At 73.4% G+C, this 21,366-nt stretch carries 20 protein-coding genes, 1 tRNA gene and 1 riboswitch; of the genes, 4 read left to right on the top strand and 17 right to left on the bottom strand.

Features of this window, described 5'->3' with window-relative positions; genetic code table 11:
* Positions 1 to 138: 138 nt before the first annotated feature.
* The 5 genes from ACTVZO_RS33065 to ACTVZO_RS33045 form a co-directional block, all read right to left on the bottom strand.
* A complete protein-coding gene (locus tag ACTVZO_RS33065) occupies positions 139 to 1,413 on the bottom strand; it encodes a glutamate synthase-related protein (protein ID WP_443301811.1) in 1,275 nt (424 codons plus the stop codon).
* A complete protein-coding gene (locus ACTVZO_RS33060; RefSeq protein ID WP_443301810.1) occupies positions 1,410 to 2,411 on the bottom strand; it encodes an asparagine synthetase A in 1,002 nt (333 codons plus the stop codon). Before ACTVZO_RS33060 ends, ACTVZO_RS33065 begins: the two co-directional genes overlap by 4 nt.
* Positions 2,401 to 3,828, bottom strand: a complete 1,428-nt coding sequence (locus tag ACTVZO_RS33055) for a methylaspartate mutase (protein WP_443301809.1) — start codon at positions 3,826 to 3,828, stop codon at positions 2,401 to 2,403. The genes ACTVZO_RS33060 and ACTVZO_RS33055 overlap by 11 nt, the downstream gene beginning before the upstream one ends.
* A complete protein-coding gene (locus tag ACTVZO_RS33050; protein ID WP_443303346.1) occupies positions 3,825 to 4,310 on the bottom strand; it encodes a cobalamin B12-binding domain-containing protein in 486 nt (161 codons plus the stop codon). The genes ACTVZO_RS33055 and ACTVZO_RS33050 overlap by 4 nt, the downstream gene beginning before the upstream one ends.
* A 223-nt stretch (positions 4,311 to 4,533) precedes the next feature.
* Positions 4,534 to 5,790, bottom strand: a complete 1,257-nt coding sequence (locus ACTVZO_RS33045) for a helix-turn-helix domain-containing protein (protein ID WP_443301808.1) — start codon at positions 5,788 to 5,790, stop codon at positions 4,534 to 4,536.
* A gap of 334 nt (positions 5,791 to 6,124) precedes the next feature.
* Here ACTVZO_RS33045 and ACTVZO_RS33040 point away from each other — a divergent pair, with 334 nt between their 5' ends.
* The gene (locus tag ACTVZO_RS33040; RefSeq protein ID WP_443301807.1) at positions 6,125 to 7,669 is read left to right on the top strand and encodes a fused MFS/spermidine synthase; all 1,545 of its coding nucleotides are present in this window, start codon (positions 6,125 to 6,127) and stop codon (positions 7,667 to 7,669) included.
* A 66-nt stretch (positions 7,670 to 7,735) separates the two neighbouring features.
* On the opposite strand, the gene ACTVZO_RS33035 is transcribed toward ACTVZO_RS33040, so the two are convergent.
* Positions 7,736 to 7,809, bottom strand: a tRNA-Pro gene (locus ACTVZO_RS33035).
* A gap of 147 nt (positions 7,810 to 7,956) precedes the next feature.
* Between ACTVZO_RS33035 and ACTVZO_RS33030 the strand changes: the two genes are divergently transcribed.
* Together ACTVZO_RS33030 and ACTVZO_RS33025 are read left to right on the top strand one after the other, a co-directional pair.
* A complete protein-coding gene (locus tag ACTVZO_RS33030; RefSeq protein WP_443301806.1) occupies positions 7,957 to 8,658 on the top strand; it encodes a transketolase in 702 nt (233 codons plus the stop codon).
* Positions 8,659 to 8,683: 25 nt separating this feature from the next.
* On the top strand, positions 8,684 to 9,598 hold the full coding sequence (locus ACTVZO_RS33025) for a transketolase family protein (protein ID WP_443301805.1): 915 nt from the start codon (positions 8,684 to 8,686) through the stop codon (positions 9,596 to 9,598).
* Between the two features lie 80 nt (positions 9,599 to 9,678).
* Here the strand turns inward: ACTVZO_RS33025 and ACTVZO_RS33020 are convergent, their stop codons facing one another.
* From ACTVZO_RS33020 to ACTVZO_RS32980, 9 genes are all read right to left on the bottom strand, one after another.
* Positions 9,679 to 10,062 carry an MmcQ/YjbR family DNA-binding protein gene (locus ACTVZO_RS33020; protein ID WP_443301804.1) on the bottom strand — a complete coding sequence of 128 codons (384 nt, stop codon included), beginning with the start codon at positions 10,060 to 10,062 and terminating at the stop codon, positions 9,679 to 9,681.
* A 37-nt stretch (positions 10,063 to 10,099) separates the two neighbouring features.
* Positions 10,100 to 10,651 carry a GAF domain-containing protein gene (locus ACTVZO_RS33015; protein ID WP_443301803.1) on the bottom strand — a complete coding sequence of 184 codons (552 nt, stop codon included), beginning with the start codon at positions 10,649 to 10,651 and terminating at the stop codon, positions 10,100 to 10,102.
* Positions 10,648 to 11,277: a GTP-binding protein gene (locus ACTVZO_RS33010; RefSeq protein WP_443301802.1), complete on the bottom strand. Its 630-nt coding sequence runs from the start codon at positions 11,275 to 11,277 to the stop codon at positions 10,648 to 10,650. The genes ACTVZO_RS33015 and ACTVZO_RS33010 overlap by 4 nt, the downstream gene beginning before the upstream one ends.
* On the bottom strand, positions 11,255 to 11,668 hold the full coding sequence (locus ACTVZO_RS33005; RefSeq protein WP_443301801.1) for a DUF742 domain-containing protein: 414 nt from the start codon (positions 11,666 to 11,668) through the stop codon (positions 11,255 to 11,257). The genes ACTVZO_RS33010 and ACTVZO_RS33005 overlap by 23 nt, the downstream gene beginning before the upstream one ends.
* A complete protein-coding gene (locus ACTVZO_RS33000; protein WP_384226463.1) occupies positions 11,665 to 12,099 on the bottom strand; it encodes a roadblock/LC7 domain-containing protein in 435 nt (144 codons plus the stop codon). The genes ACTVZO_RS33005 and ACTVZO_RS33000 overlap by 4 nt, the downstream gene beginning before the upstream one ends.
* 35 nt (positions 12,100 to 12,134) lie before the next feature.
* Positions 12,135 to 14,018, bottom strand: a complete 1,884-nt coding sequence (locus tag ACTVZO_RS32995) for an ATP-binding protein (RefSeq protein WP_443301800.1) — start codon at positions 14,016 to 14,018, stop codon at positions 12,135 to 12,137.
* Positions 14,019 to 14,365: 347 nt separating this feature from the next.
* Positions 14,366 to 15,574, bottom strand: a complete 1,209-nt coding sequence (locus ACTVZO_RS32990; protein ID WP_443301799.1) for an MBL fold metallo-hydrolase — start codon at positions 15,572 to 15,574, stop codon at positions 14,366 to 14,368.
* A gap of 110 nt (positions 15,575 to 15,684) precedes the next feature.
* Entirely contained in the window at positions 15,685 to 16,470 is a 786-nt protein-coding gene (locus tag ACTVZO_RS32985) for an SGNH/GDSL hydrolase family protein (protein WP_443301798.1), read from the bottom strand.
* 163 nt (positions 16,471 to 16,633) lie between these two features.
* Positions 16,634 to 17,593, bottom strand: a complete 960-nt coding sequence (locus ACTVZO_RS32980) for a LysM peptidoglycan-binding domain-containing M23 family metallopeptidase (protein ID WP_443301797.1) — start codon at positions 17,591 to 17,593, stop codon at positions 16,634 to 16,636.
* A gap of 2 nt (positions 17,594 to 17,595) precedes the next feature.
* A riboswitch (cyclic di-AMP (ydaO/yuaA leader) is annotated at positions 17,596 to 17,771 on the bottom strand.
* Positions 17,772 to 18,086: 315 nt separating this feature from the next.
* On the opposite strand from ACTVZO_RS32980, the gene ACTVZO_RS32975 reads away from it, so the two are divergent.
* The gene (locus tag ACTVZO_RS32975) at positions 18,087 to 18,878 is read left to right on the top strand and encodes a tyrosine-protein phosphatase (protein ID WP_443301796.1); all 792 of its coding nucleotides are present in this window, start codon (positions 18,087 to 18,089) and stop codon (positions 18,876 to 18,878) included.
* 36 nt (positions 18,879 to 18,914) lie between these two features.
* Here ACTVZO_RS32975 and ACTVZO_RS32970 read toward each other — a convergent pair whose 3' ends face one another.
* Both ACTVZO_RS32970 and hpnH read right to left on the bottom strand, forming a co-directional pair.
* The gene (locus tag ACTVZO_RS32970) at positions 18,915 to 20,336 is read right to left on the bottom strand and encodes an aspartate aminotransferase family protein (RefSeq protein ID WP_443301795.1); all 1,422 of its coding nucleotides are present in this window, start codon (positions 20,334 to 20,336) and stop codon (positions 18,915 to 18,917) included.
* Positions 20,333 to 21,364, bottom strand: a complete 1,032-nt coding sequence (gene hpnH / locus ACTVZO_RS32965) for an adenosyl-hopene transferase HpnH (protein WP_384226452.1) — start codon at positions 21,362 to 21,364, stop codon at positions 20,333 to 20,335. Before hpnH ends, ACTVZO_RS32970 begins: the two co-directional genes overlap by 4 nt.
* Positions 21,365 to 21,366 lie beyond the last annotated feature (2 nt).

Genomic DNA, 21,366 nt, shown 5'->3' with positions numbered 1-21,366 from the left:
TCGGCAGAATGCACGGAAGACCGTCGGCAGTTTCAACTGCCGGTTGAGCAGCGGGGTTGCACGAGCAGAACCGAGAAAGCGAGCAGCCCGCCGAGACGCGCGGGCGTCTCGGCGGGCTGCGGAAAAAGGGCTCTCCGGTTATGCGGTGACGGTATTTCCGGGGAAATCACGGGACCATACGTCATCCCGGTCCAGTGCGGTCGGCGCGTATTTTCCGAGCGCACTGACCAGCATGCGGATTTCGAGTGCGAGGCATTCGGCGAACCGGATCAGACCGGCCCGCGGGTCCTCCGCGGTGGCGAGCAGCGCCGCCCGGCCCAGGCCCACCGCGCGGGCGCCGAGCGCGAGGCTCTTCACGGCCCGGCCGCCCTCCCAGATCCGTCCGGAGACCAGCAGACAGGGCGGCGGTCCGGCGACCGCGAGCCGGCGCAGGCACTCCGCCAGCGGCAGTCCGACCTGGCCGGGGAAGACTCCGGGCGCCCAGCCGGTGCCGCCCTCGGCTCCGTCCACGGTGACGGCGTCCGCCCCCGCACCGGCGGCGACCCGGGCGGCCTCGGCGACGTCCCGGCCGGGGTGCAGCTTCACCCAGACCCGGGCTCGCGGGAAGTTGTTGCGCATCAGCCGGATCTGCTGGCGCAGGATCTCCGCCGTGAAGGTGCCGGGCGTACTGGAGCGCAGGACCCGGCCGTCCCCGAAGACCTCGTCGAGCCCGTACCGGTGGCCGAGCCCGGCGGCCGCCTCGGCGTCCAGCACGGTCATTCCGCCGAGACCGGGCTTGGCCCCCTGGCCCACCTTCAACTCGAAGGCCAGCCGCCCGGTTTCGAGCAAGGGCAGTGCGGCCGGGTCGCTGTAGACGAGGTTCCACACCTCGGCGTCGGCGTCCTCGGTGGACTGCTGGACGGCGACCCCGCCCCGCCCGTCCGGCAGTTCCCCGGCGTAGGCCCGCAGGCGGCCGAGCAGCGCCCGGTCCGCCGCCTCGCCGAGCCGGCCGTAGCCGTTCACCGGGACGACGTTCTCGCCGATCACCATGGGGAGGCCCAGCGCGCCCGCCTGCCTGCTGAGCGCCAGGCCGAGATCGCCGCCGGCCGCCCGGGTGGAGCCGAGCGCGGACACGTACACCGGCAGGGAGGAGCCGAACCCGCCGATGTCGGTGTCCAGTTCGACATCGCGGTAGTCCGGCTCCCGGCCGAGGTCGATCAGCCGGGCGAGGCGCTGCGGCATGAAGACCGGCGGGACGATCCGCAGGGCGTCCAGCGGATCCCGCTCGGCGTCCGGGTACCGGTCGCCCCGCTGCTCCGCGCCGAACAGCACCCGGCCGTACTCGCCGGGCGGCGGGAAGGCCGCCGCCGCCCCGGCCCGGGCGCGCCGGCGGACCTCCTCCTCGGGGAAGCCGGGCGCCGAGAGATCGCTCACGGCGACACCACCCCCGCCAGCTTGGGGAAGGCCGCCGCCTGCCAGACCGCGTCCAGTCCGGCGACGTACCGGGTGAGCCGCTCGACACCGATGCCGAATCCGGCGCTGCCGGGCACGCCCTCGCGGACCAGGTCCAGGTACCAGCGGTACTTCTGCGGGTTCTCGCCGGTCTCCCGGATCCGGGTGACGATCTCGGCGTAGTCGTTGGTGCGCTGGCTGCCGCTGCACAGCTCGCCGTAGCCTTCGGCCGCGATCAGGTCGAAGTTCCGCAGCAGGCCGGGCTGTTCGGGATCCTCCCGGTCGTAGAAGCCGCGCGAGCCCTTCGGGTAGTCCGTGACGAAGAACGGCCGGTCGCGCTGGGCGGAGAGCAATGCCTCGCCCTCCCAGTCGAGTTCGGCGTCGGGGCTCTGCGGGTGGCCGAGGCCCTGGAGCTCGGTGACCGCCTCCGCGTGCCGCATCCGGCCGAAGGAGCCCCCCAGCAGCCGGGTGAACGCGCCGATGTCCCGGCCGAGTCCGGCGAATTCCTTGGGCAGCTCGCGGACCGCGCTGTCGACCATGTGCACCACCAGCTCCTCGACCAGCGCGACGGCGTCGTCCCTGGTCGCTCCCGCCACCTCCACGTCGAGCTGGTGGAACTCGGCGAGGTGGCGGTTGGTTCCGGCGGTCTCCAGGGGTTCCAGCCGGACGTTGGGAGCGATGCAGAAGATCTTGTCGAAGGCCAGCAGGGAGGCCTGCTTGTAGAGGATGGCGCTCGTCATCAGCTTGTACCGGTGGCCGTAGAAGTCCACGTCGACCTGCTTGGAGCCGCGCGAGCCGGGGTCGGTGACCGGTCCGATGATCGGCGGGAGCAGCTCGGTGAAACCGCGCTCACGCAGGAACTCGCGCGCGGATGCCATCAGTTGGTGCTGGATCCGGAGCGCGCTCCGCGTGGCCGGGGCGGTCAGGTGGCGGCCGGGGTCCGGGAGGGGCGTGGAGGCCGTGGGCCCGTCAGTGGTCATGCTGGAGTCCCAACTCTCGTCGGTGCGTGGGCGTCGTCGTGCGGGGCGGTACGGAGGTGCGAGGCGTGTCGGGGGCGGCGCCGACGGCGGACTGCGTCTCGGCGCGGGCGTCGTAGGTCCGCTGGACCTGGGAGAGCGCCGAGATCAGCCCGGCCGAGCCCAGGATCGGCGGGCGCGGGCCGTCGTCCGCCAGGCCGGCGATGGGCATCGACCCGATGCTCGACCAGCGCAGCCGGCCGTCGGGCGCGAGGGAGGTGCGGGCCCGGCCGGCGTTGTCGGGGTGCAGGCAGTAGGGGACGTCCAGGTAGCCGGCGGCGAAGGCCCGAACCAGCGCGCGGCCGATGTCGGCGTCCAGCTCCAGCACGGCCCCGATCAGCGCCCGCGCCTCCGCCTCGATGCCGGTGTCCTGGGCTTCGGAGCACTGGAATCCGGTGTACGGGGTGCCGCCCGCGGCGGCCGCGGCCGTCTCCAGCGCCCGTATGTTCTCGCCCACGGTCGGGATCCGGTGTGCCTCGGCGGTGGTCTTGACGATCAGGCGGGCCGCGCCGGCCCGCACCGCCAGCCGGGCCGCGTCCTCCAGCAGCAGCCGGGCCCCGCCGGGCAAGCGCGGGAAGACGCCCATGTAGGCGTAGAGGACGAGGTGGTGGTCGACGTCCGGCAGCATTTCACCGGCCAGCCGCCCGAGTACGGTCAGCGCCTCCTCGTCCTGGCGCGGATCGGCCTGCTGGGCATAGCTGAGCGACAGGGAGCGCAGCCCGTGCTGCCGGAAGAACAGCGCCTCCAGCACACTGACCGCGACCAGCAGGCTCGGCGGGCAGAGCTGCCCCATCAGACAGCCGCCGAACGTCTCCAGGTGCGGCTCCGCGCCGAACTCGGCTGCTGAGACGAGCAGTTCGCAGCTGCGCTGCCAGTTGGCGACCGCCTCGCGCAGCGGGGTCCGGCTGTAGGGCAGGCAGTACGAGACCGGGCCGCCCTCGGTGGCGTCGAGGCCGAGCGCCAGCAGCGCGCGGACGATGTGCTCCGGCATCGCCGATCCGTGCCGGACCTGCACCGGGAAGCGCGCGTCCGCGACGCCCCGCAGCACGGCGCGGGTGGTGTCCGCGGGGTGGGCGGCGATCGGGTAGCCGTTCAGGCCGACCCCTTCGTCGAGGGCGCGCCGGGCGGCCGCGAGGTCGCCGGTGCGGGTGTAGCTGTCGAGCGTGATGGTGCCGACGGTGACGGCGTCCGCGTCACGGGTGGCGATCAGTCCGTCGCGCATCCGCAGCGGATCGGCCATGCCCATCCTGGGCTGGACCACCAGCGCACCGGCCGCCTTGGCACGGGCGACGAAGGCACCGAAGCCGGAGGACGGGACGGCGGCGACGTCGTCCGGGCGTGCGGCGAGGGCATCGCCGGCGGCTCCGCGGGAGGCGGTCACAGCAGCACCCCCGACCCGGCGGGCAGCGCCTCGGGCCCGGCGGGCAGGGCTTCGGGGCGGCCGGCCGGCAGGGCCTTCGGCCCGCCGGGCACCGCCCGGGATCCGGCGGACAGCGAGCCGAGGAAGGAGTGGAAGTCCAGTACGGAGCCGCCCTCTTCGAAGACGCCGTCGAAGCCCGCGGTCAGCAGCTCCTGCTGCCGGGCGGGGCTGCCGGTGCCCGCGATCCCGAGCTTCCCCCCGATCACCGTCGGCGTGCGGCCCAGCTCCGGGCAGGTCCGCAACGCCGAGATCACCCGCAGTCCGTCGTGGAAACCGTGCCCGTTGACACTGCTCAGCACGATCAGGTCCGGCTCGATCCGGCGGCACTCGGCGACCAGCAGCTCGTCCGGCACGCATGCGCCCAGGTTGGTGACCCGGTGACCGAGCTCTTCCAGCAGCAGCTGGAGGAAGACCAGGTTCCAGGTGTGCGAGTCCGAGGCCATGGTCGTCACGACGACGTCCAGACCGGTCGGCTCGGCCTTTCCGTGCTGCTCCACGGCATGCTGCTCCACGGCGCAAACCCTCTGTGTCGGTAGGTGGTGGAGAGACCCCGTACGCGGTGGGCCTCCGTGAACAGAACGCTAGGAAGGATCGGTACGCCCGACCGGCAGCTCACCCGGCAGGAACCGGGCAGTATCGGGCCAAGCCGGGGCCTTCGCACGCGCCTCAGCCGACGGCCGCCAGCTCCGGGTAGGCCCCGGCCCCGCACAGGCGCCGGCACAGGTTCAGCACGGTGAACCGGACGCCGTCGCGGGCCGGGACGCTGCGGATCAGCCCGCTGGCCAGCAGTTCGTGCACCGCCGCCAGGCACTCCTGCGGCGGCCTGCCGCTCAGTTCGACGGCGTCCTCACCCGACCAGTCCCCCGGCCGCGCCGCGAGCCGCTCCAGCAGGTCCCGCTGACCGAGCGTCAGCCGGTCCAGCGCGGCCCCCAGAGCCGCGCCCACGTCCGCCCTGCCGCCGAACCCGGCCGGCGGCGGAGCCAGATGGAACGGCCCGTCCGCCAGCCGCGCCACCAGCTGGCGCGGGGACAGCACCGTGGACCAGCCGGCCACGAGCTCCAGCGCCCCGGGCAGACCGTCCAGTTGACGGCAGAGCGCGGCGACGGAAGGAGCCTCCTCGGGCTCCAGGCGGTAGCCGGGGCGCAGTCGGCGCAGGTGCGAGAGGAGCAGTCGTACGGCGCCCACCTCGGCCAGTGCCACCGGGTCGTGGTCGAGCTCCGGCCCCGGGGTGGGCAGCGGTGCCAGCGGGATCACCTGGCCGCCGGACAGCGGCTGCGGGACCCGGGCGGTGATCAGTACCCGCAGGCCGGGGCAGCGCTGGAACAGTTCGTCCAGCAGCGCCGTGTCCACGCCGGCGTCGGCGCCGTCCAGGACCAGCAGCGTGGGCCGCTCCCCGATCGCCCGGGCGAGGTCCGCCCGGCGTTCGAGCCGGGCGCCCGGCAGCCGTCCGCAGTCGATCCAGCGGACGGACCACCCGGACGCGAGGTAGAGCCGGCGCGCGACCTCCAGGACCAGCCGGGTCTTGCCGACCCCGCCCAGCCCGGCCACCGTGACCAGCCGGTCGCCGTGCACGGCGAGGGCGTCGGTCAGCACCTCGGCCTCCAGCTCCCGGCCGATGATGGCGCCCCGGGCGACCGGCGGCGCCGTCGGCTCGTCCCCCGGCTCCTCGACGAGGGCCTGTCTGCGCGCGGCCGCCTCGAAGTCCGAGCGGTTGCGGCCCTCCAGCCGCAGCGCGTCGGCCAGCAGCCGGACCGTCTCCTGCCGGGGCCGCTGCACCCGTCCGCTCTCCATGTCACGGATCGCCCGGACGCTGAGTGTCGCGTGATCGGCGAGCACCTGCTGGGTCAGCCCCACCCGCTCACGCCGGATCCTCAGCAGCTCTCCGAAGCCCGCCGTCGACCGCAGCAACTGAACACCGTGCATGCCTCGTCCACCTTCCGTGGGTTGGCCAAGTACCGGGGACCGGGGGGCCCGGGCGGCCGTACGGGACGCCGAGGGCGGCTGCGAGCGGTGGTGACCGTCGAGCCGTGTTCCCCTTGGCGCCGATCGTCCACGGCGCGGTTCTACGGCCGATCAACACCCGATCACCACACGTTCACGCCCTCTCCACAACCTCCCGCCGCAACCGGTGTCAGCCGCGTCCGGCAGCAAGCCCGGCAGCGTCCCGCGACGCGAACCGCGGCCCCGGGCGCGCGTCTTGGCCCCTTCGGGCGGGAACGGGGACTTGTCCGATGCCGGCGGTGCCTCGCGTGCGAGGATGTCGCCCGTGACCGGATCGTCCTCCCCGCCCGTCGCCGAGGGCACGCCCCAGGACCAGCGCCTGGGTCCCCGTACGGCCGCCGTGCTCGTGTTCGGATCGTCGGCCGCGGTCCTGGTGGTGGAGATCGTCGCCCTGCGGCTGCTCGCTCCCTACCTCGGCCTCACCCTCGAGACCAGCACGATGGTGATCGGCATCGCGCTGACCGCGATCGCCTTCGGCTCCTGGCTGGGCGGGCGCGTCGCCGACCAGGTCGATCCGCGCCGGCTCATCGGCCCCGCGCTCGGGGTGTCGGGGGCGGTCGTGGCGCTCACCCCCGTCATGCTGCGCACCACGGCGGAGTGGGCACCGGCCGTTCTCCTGCTGACCGCCGCGCTGACCATCCTCGTGCCGGGCGCGCTGCTCTCCGCGGTGACGCCGATCGTGACCAAGCTGCGCCTCACCAGCCTCGCCGAAACCGGAACGGTGGTCGGCCGGCTGTCCGGCGTGGGCACCGTCGGCGCCATCGTCGGCACGGTCCTCACCGGCTTCGTCCTCATCGCACGGTTGCCGGTCAGCGGCATCCTGATCGGCCTCGGCACCCTGCTGGTGGCCGGCTCGGCGCTGGCCGAGTGGCGAACGCGCGGCTGGAGAAGCACTGCCGCCCTCACCCTCGTGGTCCTCGCCGGCGGTCTCGCCACCACGGTCGCGCCCGGCGGCTGCGACGCGGAGACCCGGTACCACTGCGCACGGGTCGTCGCGGACCCCGACCGGGGCAGCGGCCGCACGCTCGTCCTGGACGGCGTGCGCCACTCGTACGTCGACATCGACGACCCGACCCTGCTCACGTTCGAGTACGTGCGCGCCATCGCCTCGGCCGTCGACTCCGCCTTCCCCGAGGGCGAGCCGCTCGACGCCCACCACCTGGGCGGCGGCGGGCTCACCTTCCCCCGCTACCTCGCGGCCACACGGCCCGGGACGCGCAGCCTCGTGTCCGAGATCGACGGCGGGGTCGTGCGCATCGACCGCGACCGGCTGGGGCTGAGCCCGGACGGCGGTATCGACGTACGCGTGGAGGACGGCCGGCTCGGCCTGCGGCGACTGGACGCCGGCAGCCACGACCTCGTCGTCGGCGACGCCTTCGGCGGCGTCAGCGTGCCGTGGCACCTGACCACGGTGGAGGCGATGCGGGAGGTACGGCGGGTGCTCGACGAGGACGGCCTGTACGTCGCCAACCTCATCGACCACGGTGACATGGCCTTCGCCCGGGCCGAAGTCGCCACCATCGACGCGGTGTTCGAGCACATCGCGGTCCTCGGCAAGCCCTCCGACATCGGCCTGGACCCGACGTCCACCCCCGCGGGCGGCAACCTGGTGGTGCTCGCCTCCGACCGGCCCGTCGACCTCCGCGCGACCCAGGCGGCCCTGGACGCCCGGGAGACCGGGTGGAAGATCGCCACCGACGGCGACCTCACCTCCTGGACGGGCACGGCCCGCCCGCTCACCGACGACCACGCACCGGTCGACCAGCTCCTCCAGCCGTACAGCCCGCGGAGCGGCAAATAGCCGGACACACGAAAAGGCCGCCCTCCCACGGATGAGAGAACGGCCTCCGACGTGCGTAAAGCACCGTCGGGACGACAGGATTTGAACCTGCGACCCCTTGACCCCCAGTCAAGTGCGCTACCAAGCTGCGCCACGTCCCGATGCCCGTTGACCTGGGGTTTCCCCTGGATGAACGCGCAGGAGAACAATACCGCACTTCGCGGGGTGGTCGCGCGCACCTTTTCCGTCCGGGATCCGGGCCGGGACCTTCTTGACCTCAACCAGGCTTGAGGTTGCATGATCCACTCATGACGCAGGCAACCGCGGACATGGACTTCCGCTACGAGGATCTGGGCCGGCTGATCGGCCTCATGACCGGGGCCGAGAAGCACGGGCCCGCCGCCACCTCCACGCTCGACGTGCTGTGGGTGCTCTACGACCGGGTGCTGCGGGTGACGCCCGGGACCGCCGGGGATCCCGGGCGGGACCGGTTCCTGCTGTCCAAGGGGCACGGGCCGATGGCGTACTACGCCGTACTCGCCGCGAAGGGGTTCTTCCCCGTCGGCTGGCTGCCCGCCTTCGGGTCGTACGACTCGCCCCTCGGGCACCACCCGGACCGCACCCTGATACCCGGCGTGGAGATCGGCAGCGGGTCGCTCGGGCACGGGCTGCCGCTGGCCGTGGGCAGTGCGCTCGGGCTGCGCGCCCAGGGGCTGGCCGAGCCGGCGGTGTGGGTGCTGATCGGGGACGCCGAGCTGGACGAGGGCAGCAACCACGAGGCGCTCGCGTACGCGGGCTCCGCCGGGCTGGAGAGGCTGCACACCGTGGTGATCGACAACGACTCCGCCACGCACGGCTGGCCCGGTGGGATCGCGGCCCGTTTCGAGGCCGCCGGCTGGTCCGCGGCCACCGTGGACGGACGGGACCACGCCGCGCTGCACGCCGCCTTCACCGCGCCGCACCCCGGACGGCCGCACGTCGTGGTCGCCCGGGTCGAGAAGAAGCAGTAGAAGAAGCAGGGGAGCCGAGATCTACATGGACACCATGCGCGAACGATTCATCTCCGTCACCTCGCGACTGCTCGACGAGGATCCGCGGCTGGCCCTGGTGCTCGCCGAGATCAGCATGGACGGGTTCCTGCCCGCCCAGCAGCGCCACCCGGACCGGGTGGTCAACGTCGGGATCCGGGAGCAGCTGCTGGTCGGCGTGGGCGGCGGGCTGGCCCTCACCGGCTTGCGGCCGGTCCTGCACACCTTCGCCAGCTTCCTCGTGGAGCGGCCGTTCGAGCAGATCAAGCTGGACTTCGGGCACCAGGGCACGGGCGGTGTGCTGGTCAGCGCGAGCGCGAGCTACGACTGGCCGTCCGGCGGGTTCACGCACATGGCGCCGGGCGACGTGGCGCTGATGGACACCCTGGAGGGCTGGACCGTCCACGTCCCCGGGCACCCCGACGAGGCGGAGGCGCTGCTGCGGCATGCCTGCGCCGCCGGGGACGACAAGGTCTACGTCCGGCTCTCGCAGCAGTCGAACGCGGAGCCGCGACCGGTGGAGGGCCTGCGCTTCCAGACCGTACGGGAGGGAGCCGGCGGCGTGGTGCTCGCCGTCGGGCCGCTGCTCGACAACGTGCTCGCGGCGACCGAGGGCCTGGGCCTGACCGTGCTGTACGCCCCCACCGTGCGCCCCTTCGACGACGCGGCGCTGCGCGAGGCCGCCCGGAGCGCCGGTACCGGCGACGTGGTCCTCGTCGAGCCCTACCTCACCGGCACCTCCACGGCCGCCGCGAACGACGCCCTGGCCGACGTGCCCCACCGGGTGCTGGGCCTGGGCGTGGGCCGCGCGGAGCTGCGCCGCTACGGCACGATCGACGAGCACACCGCGGCCCACGGCCTGGATCCGCGGTCCCTGCGCGAACGCGTCACCGCCTTCCTGCACCCGCCCACCCGGCGCTAGGCCGTCGCCTTCGGGGCCACGCCGGAGCCGGGGTCTTCCCGGCCGCCGCGGCGGCACGGTCTGCGTGCCGCCGCGCGGGCTCAGCCCTCGCCGGGCTCGCCGCCCGTACCGCCGGCCGTCAGCTCCGGATGGGCCGCGGCCAGCCGCTTCGGGGCGGCCTGGAGCCAGGAGTCGGTCAGGATCGCGCGCAGTTCCGCCGCGTCCTCCACCGCCTCCAGCCGGACCCGGAGCCAGGCGTAGTTGTCGTCGTGGCCCGCGCGTATGAAGAACTTCTCCGGCTCCGCCGCGATCAGCCCGGCCCGCTCCTCCTTGGGGCACTTGACCCCGATCGAGGTGTCGTCGTCGGCCAGCGCGGCGAAGATCTTCCCGCCCACCCGGAAGGTGGGCATGCCCCAGGCCGGTTTCTCGCTGCTGTCCGGGAGCGACAGCGCGATCGTGCGGACGTCCTGCGCGGTGGTGGCCATGCGACGACCGTAGACCCCGCCACTGACATCCGCCGGACTACGCCGTCCGCCGCCGGTCCTCCCGCGCGTGCAGGAGGTCCACCAGCTCCGCCGCCAGCGACTTCACCGTGGCGAGGCCCTCGGTGCCCCACCTGCGCGGCACCACGTCCACCGCGCACACCGTGCCCAGGACGAACCCCCGCCGGTCCGTCAGCGGGGCGCCCGCGTACGAGCGCACCCCGCTCTCGTCCACCACCGCGTTGCCCGCGAAGCGCGCGAAGTCCCGTACGTCCTCCAGCACCAGCGCCCGGCGCCGCACCACCACGTGCGGACAGTAGCCGTGGTCGCGGGCCAGCACCCGCGCCGGGTAGTCGCTCGCCGGCGCCTCGGCGGCGTGGTGCAGCCCGGCGAAGAACTGCCGTTCCTCGCCGATGAAGTTGACCCCCGCGTAGGGCGCCGCCAGCACGTCGGCGACGCGCCGGGCGAAGGCGTCCAGTTCGGCGTCCACCCGTTCCCCCAGGCCCAGTTCCCGCAGCCGGACGACGCGCGCGGGCGCCTCCCGGTCCACGGGGGTGAGCAGCAGGTGTCCGGTCGATTCGTAGTACGTCATGACGGTTCCCCCGACTCCGAAGACGAAGAGCTGGCTGTGGCCCCCGTGGCCGTGCACAGGAGGTGGCGGACGAGGGCGGCGAGCGTCCCCGTCCCGGAGCTGGTCAAGCGCGCGTCGCACCGTACGACGGGCACCTCGGGACCGAGCCCCACCGCTTCGCGGACCTCCTCGGGCCCGTAGCGGTGACCGCCGTCGAACTCGTTGACGGCGACGATGAAGCCGATGCCGCGCCGCTCGAAGAAGTCCACGGCGGGGAAGCAGTCGGCGAGCCGGCGGGTGTCGGCGAGCACCACCGCCCCGAGCGCGCCGGCGCACAGCTCCTCCCACAGGAACCAGAAGCGGTGCTGCCCGGGCGTGCCGAAGAGGTAGAGCACGTGCCGCCGGTCGAGCGTGATCCGGCCGAAGTCCAGCGCGACGGTCGTCGTGGTCTTGGCCTCGACCCCGTCCAGCGGGTCTTCGGCCGCGCCGATGCCGCTGAGCAGCTCCTCCGTGCTCAGCGGCTCGATCTCGCTCACGGCGCTCACGAAGGTGGTCTTGCCCGCCCCGAAACCGCCCGCGACCAGGATCTTCAACGTCGCGGGCGCGGCCTCGGGGGCGGACGGGTCACAAGCGTTTGTGGAGGCCATCGAGCACCGCCCGGAGCAGGGACTGGTCATCGGCGGCGAACGGTCCGCCGCCCGGGAACCGCGGCGCCTGCGCCATGACGGCCCCGTGGTCCATCAGGTCGGACAGCAGCACCTTCACCACCACCGCGGGCAGCCGCAGCTGCCCGGCGACCTCGGCGACCGTGACCGCCGCGGCGCCCGCGCACAGCCGGAGGGCGAGCGTGTGCTCGGCCCCCAGCGGTACCCGCGGCCGTACTCCGGTCGCCGTCACCAGCGAGAGCAGGTCGAGCGCGACGCCCGGCCGGGTCCGCCCGCCGCTGGCGGTGTACGGGCGCATCACCCGGCCCGCCGAGTCGTCGAGCCAGGGGGTGTCCCGTCCCTTCGGGTACGTGCCCGTCGCGCGGCCCTTCATCGCTCCGCGTCGGCGACGGGCCGCCGCGGCGGGGCCGCCAGGTACGGCCGGACGCTCTTGACCAGCATGGCCATCTCGTAGCCGAGCACCCCGGCGTCGGCCTCGCGGTCGGCGAGGACGGCCAGGCACGTGCCGGAACCGGCGGCCGACACGAAGACGAGCGCGGTGTCGAGTTCGACGACGACCTGGCGGACCTCGGCGCCGTCCGCGAAGCGGGATCCGGCGCTGCGCCCCAGCGAGTACAGCCCGGACGCCAGGGCCGCCATGTGGTCGGCACTGTCCGCGTCCAGGCCGTGCACGCAGGTCACGAGGCCGTCGGCGGTGAGCAGCACGGCGCTGCGCGTGTACGGCACGCGCTGCACCAGGCCGCTGAGCAGCCAGTCGAGATCCGAGAGCCGGCTGCCGGTCTTCGTCGCCACTTCGCCGCCCATGGGGGTGCGCTCCTTGCTGAGGTGAGGGGTCGGGGTCATGCCTGGTTCTCCGACTGCGCGAGGCCGAAGCCCCGTTGGAAGGCGGCCATCAGGCCGGGGTCGTGCACGGGTGGCTCGGGATCCGGGGCCCGCCGCGGAGCGGGCGCCTCCCGCAGCTGCGGCGCGAGGTGCGACTGCGCCCGCCGCCGGGGCAGGGCGGGCCGGTCGCCTGCCGCGGGCCCGGCGGGGGCTTGGGCGGCCGGTACGGGCTCGGTCCACGTCTCGGGCAGGGCCGGGTCGGTCCGTACGCCGGGCGGGGCCGCGGGTGCGGGGACCGGCCCGGCCCATGTCTCGGGCGGGGCCGGTACGGGCCCGGCCCCGGCCGCGGAACGGGCGGCCGCCCCGTCCGGGGCCGAGGCGGCGGGCCCCGGCACGGGCTGGGCCGCCGTCGGTACCGCCGCCCCTCCCCCGGCCCGGGGCGCGGGCACGCCCCCGCCCGTCGGTGACGGCGCCTCGGCCTCCGCCACACCCCCGTCCGCGGGCACCGGCACTTCCGCGTTCACGGACCACGGCCCCGGCGCCGGCCCTGCGGGGTCCGTCGGCCAGGCGGCCGGCACGGGCCCGGCCGGTTCGGTGCGCGGGCGGGCCACCCGTACGGGTTCCAGCGGGGGCGGGAGCGGCGAGGCCCGGCCCGTCCCCCAGGAGGTCGCGCGGGAGCCGCCCGCGTCGGCGGCGCCCGGGGCCTCCGCGCCCAGCAGTTCCTGCGGCAGTACCAGTACGGCGAGCACCCCGCCGTAGATGTTGGACTTGAGCTCGACGGCGATCCCGTGCCGGCGGGCCAGCGCAGAGACGACGAACAGCCCGATCCGCCCGTCCGCGAGCAGGTGCCGGACGCTGATCTGGTCGGGGTCGCCGAGCAGCGCGTTCATCCGGTGCTGCTCCTCGGCCGGCATGCCCAGCCCGCGGTCCTCCACCTCGACCGCGATCCCGGCGGTGACCCGTTCCGCGCGCAGCACGACGTCCGTGTCGGGGGCGGAGAACACGGTGGCGTTCTCGACGAGTTCGGCCAGCAGGTGCACCACGTCGGCGACGGCGTGCCCGCGTACGCTGCCGCCCGCCGGGGGCACGACCTTGACCCGGGTGTACTGCTCCACCTCCGCGACCGAGGAGCGCAGCACCTCGCTGAGGTCGATGGGACGGGTCCACTGGCGCCGGGAGGCGGCCCCGCCGAGCACCGCGAGGTTCTCGGCGTGGCGGCGGATCCGGGTCGCGAGGTGGTCGACGTGGAAGAGCTCCTTGAGCAGGTCCGGATCCTCGACCGTGTCCTCCAGCTCGTCCAGCAGCGAGATCTCGCGGTGGACGAGGGACTGCAGGCGGCGCGCGAGGTTGACGAAGACCTCGACCTTCCGCTCGCTGTCGGACGGGGTGGCCGGCCCGGCGAGCCGTACGAGGGTCGCGTGGGCCTGTTCGCGGGCGCCGCGCAGTTCCTGGGCGAGCAGCCAGAACTCGTCCACCCCCGCGGGATCGGCGCCGGCCGGGGTCCCGGTCGGGCCGCCGCGCACCGGCCGGCCGGGAGCCTCGCCGCGCTCCAGCCGGTCGGCGGCGCCGCGCAGCTCCTGACGGCCGCGCACGCTGGAGCGGCGCAGCGACTCGCACCGGTCCCGTACGGCCTTCGCGGCGCGCTGCGCGCCGAGCAGGGCCGCGGCGAGCGCTCCGGCCACGAGCAGGGCGCAGCCGGTGAGCACCGGCCAGAGCCGGGCGTCCCGGTCCCCGGCCCCGCCGCCGAGCTGGAGGGTGAAGATGACCGCGGCGGCGCCGCTGAGCGCGGCGGCGAGCGTGGGCAGGACGGCGGCGCGGACCAGCTGGGGGCGTATCTGCCGGCCCGGACCGGTGACGGCGTGTCTCGACGGGGCGTGGCGGGCGGCGCGGAGTCCGGACATCGGCGTCCTCGGTACGTGGGGCCCGGCCCCCAGCGTTCCCGGGGCCCGGTGTTGATCACCGGATACCCACGCTAGACCGCACCGTCCCGCCCCGGACGGCCAGTTGGGGAAGTTCGCCGGGGTGCTTCCCGCTCCCGGTGGAGCGCTCGTACAGCCGCCCGAATCCCCCGGGTCGCCTTCCGGCGGGTACGGCGGCGGCCGTGCGCCCCCGCAGGCCCGGGGCGCCGCCCCGGGCCTCCGCCGTACGACCGCCCGCGCCCCGGTCGCGGCCCGCCCGCGCCCCGGCTGCGGCCCGCCGCTCCGGCCGGCGCCCGCCGGCCCCGGCCCGCGGCGGGCGCCGCGGCCCGTCAGGACCCGACGGCCTCGGGCTCCTCGCGGATCACGCCCGTCGCCCGGCCCGCCGTGACCGCGGCGACGGCCACCTCGGGTGCCGCGTGGCCGCCGGCCACGAACGGCCGCCACCACGGCTTCGCGGGGGCGTCCGCCGCGCCCGGTTCGAAGGGCTGCCCCGGGACCGGCAGGGCGATCGCGGCTCCGGCCCCCTCCGCCGCGGCGAGGGTCCCCTCGCCCGGCTCGTCCCACGGGTGAGGGGCCAGGTTGAAGGTGCCCCAGTGGATCGGCAGCATCGTGCCGTGCGGGGCGCCGCCCTGGAGGTCGAGGTGGGCGCGCATGCCCTCCTCGGGCGTCATGTGGATGTCGGGCCAGTATTCGGAGTAGGCGCCGATCTGGATCATCGTCGCGTCGAAGGGCCCGTGCTCTGCGCCGATCTCCGTGAAGCCGGGGAAGTAGCCGGTGTCCCCGCTGTGGTAGATCCGGTGCGCGTCCCCCGCGACCACCCAGGAGGCCCACAGGGTGTGCTGCTGGTTGCGCAGTCCGCGTCCGCAGAAGTGCCGGGCCGGGGTCGCGGTGAGCGACAGCCCGGCGACCTTGGTGCTCTCGTTCCAGTCCAGCTCGCGCAGCCGGTCGGCGGGCACGCCCCAGCGCTCGAGGTGCGCGCCGACGCCGAGCGGCACGGCGAAGACCGTGTCCGTGCCGGCCAGCTCCTTGATCGTCGGCAGGTCGAGGTGGTCGTAGTGGTCGTGCGAGATCACCACGACGTCCACCGGGCCCAGCGAGGCCAGCGGTACGGGTACGGGGTGCAGCCGCTTGGGCCCGGCGAAGGGGAAGGGCGAGCACCGCTCGCCCCACACCGGGTCGAACAGCACGCGTCGCCCGTCGATCTCGGCGAGCACGCTGGAGTGTCCCATCCAGGTGATCCGCAGTCCGCTCGCGGGCGGCTTGGCCAGTTCCGCGAGGGTCGTCGGGTACACGGGGATGGGGGCGCCGGGGGTCCGCCGGATCCGCTGCTCCCGGTGGAAGTAGATCTTGGCGAACTCCGCCATCGACCCCGAGGGCCTGGTCCGGGCCCCGAGCGGGTTCTGGAAGACGCCGTCGGCGAAGTTCGGCGAACGGTGGATGCGCTCCAGCCGGGCGCCGGACGGGTCGGCGCCGAAGGCTTCGGGCCGCAGGGCACGCAACCGCGGACGCAGGGGACGCGGGGGACGGGAGCCGGTCAAGGCGCCTCCTGGGAGAATGGGGTCGGGACGGTCGTCGGTCTACGACCATGCCAACGCACACATACCCCGAAGGATTCCGCTTACGGCCCCCGTCCTCCGTCTGCGGCCCCCTACAGGGGCAGCAGGTCCGGGCGCTTCGCCTCGACGTGGTCCCCGGAGGACTCGCCGCGCAGCCGCCGCCCGATCCAGGGCGCGAGGTGCTCGCGCGCCCACTGGATGTTGTCCCGGGTCACGTCCACCGAGCCGCGCGGCCGCTGCGGCGGCCAGGGCTGGTCCGGGTCGGCCGGCACCTCGAGCCCGAGCACCTGAGCGGCGCGCAGCGCCACCCGAGTGTGCCCCTCGGGCGACAGGTGCAGCCGGTCGGCGTCCCAGGCGCGCCGGTCCTGTACGGACCTCAGCGACCAGAGGTCGAGCACCGGGCACTCGTAGCGGTCGGCGATGGCGCGCACGTGCGCGCTGTACGTCGCCACCTTGCCCCGGAGGTGCTTGAGGACCGGCACCCCCCGGGTGTCGAAGCCGGTGGTGATCATGACCAGGCCGACGGCCCCCGTGAGGTCGGCGACGGCGGCCTCGAACCGCTCCGCCACGTCGTCCGGGTCGGTGCCGGGCCGGATGATGTCGTTGCCGCCCGCGCAGAAGGTCACGAGGTCCGGCGCGAGCTCCTTGGCCCGCGGTACCTGCTCGGCCACGATCTGGTCGAGGAGCCGGCCGCGCACGGCCAGGTTCGCGTACCGGAAGTCGTGTTCGTCGCGCTGGTCGGCCAGGAGCACGGCGAGCCGGTCCGCCCAGCCGAGATAAGAATCCCCGGGTCCCGGGTCCCCCACGCCCTCGGTGAAGCTGTCCCCGATCGCCGCGTACGAGCCGATGGTCTTGAGTGTCGTCTTCGTCGCTGCCACGGAACGACATCCTTCACCCGCGCACACGACCTACGCCAACGTAAGCAGGGGTTGACGGACCGTGATCTATACCACGCGGAGGATAAGGAATAAGTACACATCAGGCCGGGACCCCCCTCGGGTCCCGGCCTGACGCGGGTCCGTGCTCCGACGGCGGCCGCCGTCAGATGGTGACGCCCTTCGAGCGGAGGTAGCTCACCGGGCTGATGTCCGAGCCGTAGGACGGGCCCGTGCGGATCTCGAAGTGGAGGTGCGGGCCGGTCGAGTTGCCGGTGGAGCCGGAGAGGCCGATGCGCTGCCCGGCGGTGACGCTCTGGCCGGCCGAGACGGAGAGCGAGGAGAGGTGGCCGTACTGGGAGTACTTGCCGTCCGCGTGCCTGATGATGACCTCGTTGCCGTACGATCCGGCCCAGCCGGCCGAGACCACGGTGCCCGCACCGACGGCCTTGACGTCGGTGCCGGAGCTCGCGATGAAGTCGACGCCGGTGTGGTAGCCCGAGGACCACATGGCGCCCGAGGCCCGGTACTGGGTGGATATCCCGCCGGGGACCGGGGCCACGAATCCGGCGCCGGGGGCCTTCGCCTCGGTGGACGAGCCGCCGCCCTGCGGCTTCTGCTTGGGCTGCGGGGCGGGGGCGGGGGCCGCCTGCTCACCGGAGGAGCCCTCGTCGGCGGACGGGGCGCCGGTCGAGGACCGCTCGGCGGGAGCCGGAGCCGGAGCCGCTTCGGCCGGGGCCGCCGACTTCGCGCCGAGGGTCAGCTTCAGGCCCGGGTGGATCAGGGAGGGGTCGGTGCCGACGGCCTCGCGGTTGTCGGCGTAGAGCTTCTCCCAGCCACCGGAGAGGTTGCGCTCCGCGGCGATCTTGGAGAGGTAGTCGCCGGGCACGACCGTGTAGACGGCCGGTGCGGACTCGGCGGCGGCGGGCGCGGCCTGGAACGCGACCGGGAGCTGCGGAGCGACGGCGGGGGCCGTGGCCGGAGCGGCGGCGGGAGCCGGGGCGGCGCTGGCGCCGGCCGCACCCATGAGGGGCAGCGCGAGGGCCGCACCACCGGTGCCGGCGACGGCGAGACCGCGGGAAAGGGAACGGGACTTGGGACGGCGGTGCTTACCCTTTGCAGGCATGGCGAATTCCTCTCCGTCGCCTGCGAGGTGAGCTGTCGGGTTCGGACTGGAGATGTCCGGACGTACATGAACGGAACATGTACGACTTCACCCCAAGCCGTTCCGGGGAAAGATCCGGAACAGCGGCTTACCTGGTTCCCCCGCTCCTGCCGCGCGCGTGAATAGTCGGTGGGGTTTCCGGGAGGCGGCAGGATTAGGCGGTCCACCCGGATCGATCGCGAAGGTAATCGAGTCCGCCCGTACGTAACAAGCCATGAATTCCCCTGAAGAATCACCGGGGTGAGGGATCGACGGAATTCCGGTCACCCTCCGTCCATTCCGCACCGTCAACAACCGCCCCGGCCGGGCCATTCGGCTTTCGCGATCAGGCACGCACGGTCACCGTATGATCTGGCTCACGGGGCCGTGCCCGATCTCGCCGCCGGGCATGGCAAGTTGGAGCCAACCAGCTCAATACGGACAAGCTGTCCCATGAAGAAGCGGAGGAGTTCCTTTGACCCAGCAGATACAGGAGCCGGAACTGTCCGGAGTGCGCAATTTCCGCGATGTGGGCGGATTGTCAACTTCTGACGGACAACGAGTGGCGACGGGACGACTGTTCCGAAGCGGACATCTCGCACATGCCACCGAAACCGATGCGGAGTTCCTGGCATCGCTCGGGCTCCACACCATCTTCGACTTCCGCAACGACGCCGACCACGCCCTGGAGGGACCGGACGTCGTCCTCCCCGGGGTGAGGAACGTCAACATCCCGCTCTCGGACCCGGCCGACGGCCGCGAGTTCTGGGCCATGGTCCGCGAGGGCGCCCTCGACCAGCTCCGCTCGGTCCTGGGCGACGGCAAGGCCGCGGCCCGGATGGCGCAGTCGTACCGCACGATCATCCGGCACCGCACGGCCGAGCACAGCCGGGTGGTGCACGCCCTCGCCGAGGACAGTGTCCCCGCCCTGCTGCACTGCGCGGCCGGGAAGGACCGCGCGGGCCTTTCGGTCGCCGTCGTCCTGCTCGCGCTCGGTGTCGAGCGGGACGCGATCATCGCGGACTACCTGGAATCGAACGCCCCGCACCGCCGCTACCGGGTGCGCCGCAGCAGCGAGTCGCAGGAGGCCCGCTCCCCCGAGGTGATGGAGCTCCTCGCCCCGCTCTTCGACGCCCGCGCCGAGTACCTGACGGCGGCCTTCGACACCATCGACGAGCAGTGGGGCGGACGCGAGGGCTACCTGACGGAGGGCCTCGGGCTCACGCCCGAGACCCTCGCCCGGCTGCGGGACCGGCTGCTGGCCTGACGGTCCGGCCGTCCCGCCGCCTGCCGGAGCAGGCCGTCACCGGTTGCCGACGGCCTGCTTCACCAGGGTCCTGCCGAACTCCCACATCAGCCCCGACCCGCCGTGCGCCTCGTCCATGACCTCGCGGAAGGCGCCGACGAACCGGTCGACGTCCCGCTCGTCCACGATCAGCGGCGGGATGAGCTTGATCACTTCCAGGTGGTCTCCGGACACCTGGGTGAGGATCCGGTGCTTCTGCAGCAGCGGCACCACGACCATCTGCGCGAAGAGCCCCTTGCGGGCCGCCTGGAGCATGGCCCACCGGCTGCGCAGCCCCAGCGAGGACGGCCGGCCGAACTCGATGCCGATCATCAGCCCGCGCCCCCGCACCTCGTGCAGCAGCTCGTACTCGTCCACCAGGGCCGCGAGCCGCCCGCGCAGCAGGTCGCCCACGGCCCGGGCGTGCGCGACGACCTCCTCGTCCTCCATGACCGACAGCACCGCCAGTCCGGCCGCCATCGCCTGGGCGTTGGAGCCGAAGCTCGCGGAGTGCACGAGGACCCGGTCCATGGACGAGTAGACCTTCTTGAAGATCCAGTCCTTCCCCAGGGTCGCACCGACCGGCACGTAGCCGCCCGAGAGCGCCTTGGCCACGCACACCAGGTCGGGTTCCACGCCCGGCTCGTACTGGTACGCGTAGAAGTCGCCGGTCCGTCCGAGGCCGGTCTGCACCTCGTCCGCGATCAGCAGCGCCTTGTGGCGGTGCAGCAGTTCCTGCGCGGCGAGCAGGAAGCCGGGCGGAGCGGCGAGGACGCCCTTGCCCTGGATCGGCTCGACGACGAGGGCCGCCACGTCGCCCTTGCGCAGCTCGCGCTCCAGGGCGCCCAGGTCCCCGAGGGCGATCTTCGTATCGGGCAGCAGCGGTGCGAAACCGTCCCGGAAGCCGTCCTCCCCGTTCACCGAGAGCGAGCCCGTGGTGAGCCCGTGGAAGGCGTGGTCGCAGTAGAGGACCCTGGGCCGTCCCGTCGCGTACCGGGCGAACTTCAGGGCCGTCTCCACCGCCTCGGTGCCGCTGTTGCCGAAGAAGACCCGGTCCAGGTGGGGGCTGTACGAGAGCAGCTTCTCGGCCAGCAGCCCGGGCAGCGGCTGGCAGTCGAAGCGGGTGAGGTCGGCGAGCTGGGCGTCCAGGACCTCGTGCAGGGCGCGGCGGACCACCGGGTGGTGCCGGCCCAGGCCCATCACCCCGAACCCGGCCAGCATGTCGAGGTAGTCGTTGCCCTCGGCGTCCCAGAAGTGGGCGCCCTCGGCCCGCTCGTAGACCTTGTCGAAACCGATGGTGTGGAGCATCCGCGGCAGTTGGTGGTTGAGGTGCCGGGCGTGCAGCTCGTACCGCTCGCCGCCGCGCTCGGCCAGCAGGGCGCCGAGGTCGAAGCCCTTGCCCCGGCCGCCCTCCGTCCCCCCTCCCGGTGGGGGCGTCATGCCGACGCGTCCCGGTTCCCGCCGATCGTCTCCCGCGCCGCGCGCAGGGACTCCTTGAGGGAGCCCATGGTGGCGAGGACGGCGGTGGGCTCGTATCCGCAGTGCGCCATGCAGTTCGCGCAGCGCGGGTCCTTTCCGCGGCCGTACTTGCTCCAGTCCGTGTCGTTGATCAGTTCCCGGTACGTCGGGACGTATCCGTCGCTCATCAGGTAGCAGGGGCGCTGCCAGCCGAAGAGCGAGTAATTCGGAATGGCCCAGGCCGTGCAGGGGAAATCGGCCTTTCCTTCCAGGAAGTCCAGGAAGAGCGGCGAGTGGTTGAGCCGCCAGCGCCTGCGGTTGCCGCCCGCGAAGGCCTTCCTGAAGAGTTCGCGGGTCTGTTCGACGCCCAGGAAGTGCTCCTGGTCGGGAGCCTTTTCGTAGGCGTAGGCGGGCGAGATCATCATCTCGTCGACCTGGAGGTCGTCATTGAGGTAGTTGAGCACCTCGATGATCGTCTGCGGGGTGTCCGTGTTGAAGAACGTCGAGTTGGTGGTGACCCGGAAGCCGCGCCTCTTCGCCTCCTTGATGGCCGCGACCGCCTCGTCGAAGACACCTTCCTTGGCCACCGACTCGTCGTGCCGTTCGCGCAGCCCGTCGATGTGCACGGCGAAGGCGAAGTACGGGGACGGGGTGAACTTCTCGATCTTCTTGCGCAGGAGCATCGCGTTGGTGCAGAGGAACACATACTTCCGCTTGGCGACCAGCTGGCGGACGATCTCGTGGATCTGCGGGTGCATCAAGGGCTCGCCGCCCGCGATGGACACCATGGGCGCACCCGACTCCAGCACGGCGCCGACCGCCTGGGCGACCGGCATGCGCTGCTTGAGCACCCCGGCCGGATGCTGGATCTTCCCGCACCCCTCACAGGCCAGGTTGCACGCGTAGAGCGGTTCCAGCTCGACGATCAGCGGGAACTTCTCACGCTTGCGGAGCTTCTGTTCGAGCAGATACGTCCCGACCCTGATGGTCTGGCGCAGCGGCATGGCCATCT

Origin of the sequence: Streptomyces sp. IBSNAI002 (genome assembly GCF_052244475.1) — a bacterium.
Classification (GTDB): domain Bacteria; phylum Actinomycetota; class Actinomycetes; order Streptomycetales; family Streptomycetaceae; genus Streptomyces.
The sequence above is the reverse complement of the archived record's forward strand: the minus strand, read 5'-3'. Positions and strand labels throughout refer to the sequence as shown.

Excerpts from the sequence above, each read along its gene's own strand:
- ACTVZO_RS33020 (WP_443301804.1), bottom strand. The coding sequence starts at position 10,062 with ATGGCCACCACCGCGCAGGACGTCCGCACGATCGCGCTGTCGCTCCCG.
- ACTVZO_RS33045 (WP_443301808.1), bottom strand. The coding sequence starts at position 5,790 with ATGCACGGTGTTCAGTTGCTGCGGTCGACGGCGGGCTTCGGAGAGCTG.
- ACTVZO_RS33025 (WP_443301805.1), top strand. The coding sequence starts at position 8,684 with ATGGACACCATGCGCGAACGATTCATCTCCGTCACCTCGCGACTGCTC.
- ACTVZO_RS33010 (WP_443301802.1), bottom strand. The coding sequence starts at position 11,277 with ATGGCCTCCACAAACGCTTGTGACCCGTCCGCCCCCGAGGCCGCGCCC.
- ACTVZO_RS32980 (WP_443301797.1), bottom strand. The coding sequence starts at position 17,593 with ATGCCTGCAAAGGGTAAGCACCGCCGTCCCAAGTCCCGTTCCCTTTCC.
- ACTVZO_RS33060 (WP_443301810.1), bottom strand. The coding sequence starts at position 2,411 with ATGACCACTGACGGGCCCACGGCCTCCACGCCCCTCCCGGACCCCGGC.
- hpnH (WP_384226452.1), bottom strand. The coding sequence starts at position 21,364 with ATGGCCATGCCGCTGCGCCAGACCATCAGGGTCGGGACGTATCTGCTC.
- ACTVZO_RS33040 (WP_443301807.1), top strand. The coding sequence starts at position 6,125 with ATGTCGCCCGTGACCGGATCGTCCTCCCCGCCCGTCGCCGAGGGCACG.
- ACTVZO_RS33030 (WP_443301806.1), top strand. The coding sequence starts at position 7,957 with ATGACGCAGGCAACCGCGGACATGGACTTCCGCTACGAGGATCTGGGC.
- ACTVZO_RS32970 (WP_443301795.1), bottom strand. The coding sequence starts at position 20,336 with ATGACGCCCCCACCGGGAGGGGGGACGGAGGGCGGCCGGGGCAAGGGC.
- ACTVZO_RS33005 (WP_443301801.1), bottom strand. The coding sequence starts at position 11,668 with ATGAAGGGCCGCGCGACGGGCACGTACCCGAAGGGACGGGACACCCCC.
- ACTVZO_RS32995 (WP_443301800.1), bottom strand. The coding sequence starts at position 14,018 with ATGTCCGGACTCCGCGCCGCCCGCCACGCCCCGTCGAGACACGCCGTC.
- ACTVZO_RS33050 (WP_443303346.1), bottom strand. The coding sequence starts at position 4,310 with ATGGCCTCGGACTCGCACACCTGGAACCTGGTCTTCCTCCAGCTGCTG.
- ACTVZO_RS33000 (WP_384226463.1), bottom strand. The coding sequence starts at position 12,099 with ATGGGCGGCGAAGTGGCGACGAAGACCGGCAGCCGGCTCTCGGATCTC.
- ACTVZO_RS33015 (WP_443301803.1), bottom strand. The coding sequence starts at position 10,651 with ATGACGTACTACGAATCGACCGGACACCTGCTGCTCACCCCCGTGGAC.